The organism is Pseudomonas sp. MF4836, from assembly GCF_002018875.1.
Lineage (GTDB): Bacteria > Pseudomonadota > Gammaproteobacteria > Pseudomonadales > Pseudomonadaceae > Aquipseudomonas.
The window spans coordinates 1-921 of record NZ_MVOL01000043.1; the positions used below are offsets into that span (position 1 = coordinate 1).

Below are 921 nucleotides of genomic sequence, written 5' to 3' on the forward strand. Positions count from 1 at the left end.
CTAGGCTTTGTACGAAAAGTATTGCCGCATGCAACGTAGGCTGCAGGCCAAGGTGACCATGGCTGCAAAGCTCTTGGCCAGCTTGTCATAGCGAGTGCCGATCCTGCGATTTTCTTTCAGCCAGCCAAACATCCGCTCAATGATGTTCCGTTGCCGGTATTTGGGCCGGTCAAACAGTCGGGGCAAGCCAGGTCGAGGTTTGCGCGGCATAGCGCGCAATGGGATTACCGGCTGCATTCGGTAACGGTCGCAGTACTGGCGCAGGTGTTCGGCATCGTATCCCTTGTCAGCCAGCAACCACCGGCTACGTTTACGCGGTCGTCCTGGCTTGCCAGCAATTCTTACAGCATCCAGCAGCGGCTGAGCGTGGGAGACATCACTGGCTTGTCCTGGTGAAAGCCTGAAATGCAATGGCACGCCATTGGCATCGCACACCATGTGAATCTTGGTGGTCAGACCGCCTCGACTGCGCCCGAAGGCATGGTCTAACGGTTCTTCAGGCCCCCCTTTTTCCCGGCGCCTGAAGAGGCTCGGGTTGCTCGTACTGCGGTGGAGTCGATCATCCAGGTGTCCAAGTCGATCAGTCCTTCCCGGTTCAGCCGAATATGCAGACGCTCCAGTACTCGCTCGAATGTGCCGTCGTCGCGCCAGTCACGAAAACGCTGATACACCGTTGACCAAGGCCCAAAGCGTTCAGGCAGGTCGCGCCAGGGAGCGCCCGAGCACAGGATCCACAGAATTCCGTGGAGAACCTGACGATCATCGTTGCGAGGACGGCCCATTTTCTGTTCTGGAGAAACCAAATCCTTGATCAGCTCCCATGACGCATCAGAAAGTTCGTAACGCCTTGCCATACGGGCCTCCAACCGGTCATGGCGGCAATTTTAGCCACAACGACTTTTCGTACAAAACCTAATTCGC

The 921-nt window shown here is 56.7% G+C and carries 1 protein-coding gene; it reads right to left on the minus strand.

All coding sequences use genetic code 11. The features are described from left to right. Positions 1–854 (minus strand): IS5 family transposase gene (locus tag MF4836_RS34630; protein WP_085983057.1). Its coding sequence is split into 2 segments (ribosomal slippage): positions 1–498 and positions 501–854, totalling 852 coding nucleotides; the frame shifts between segments, so codons are not numbered across the junction. Positions 855–921 lie beyond the last annotated feature (67 nt).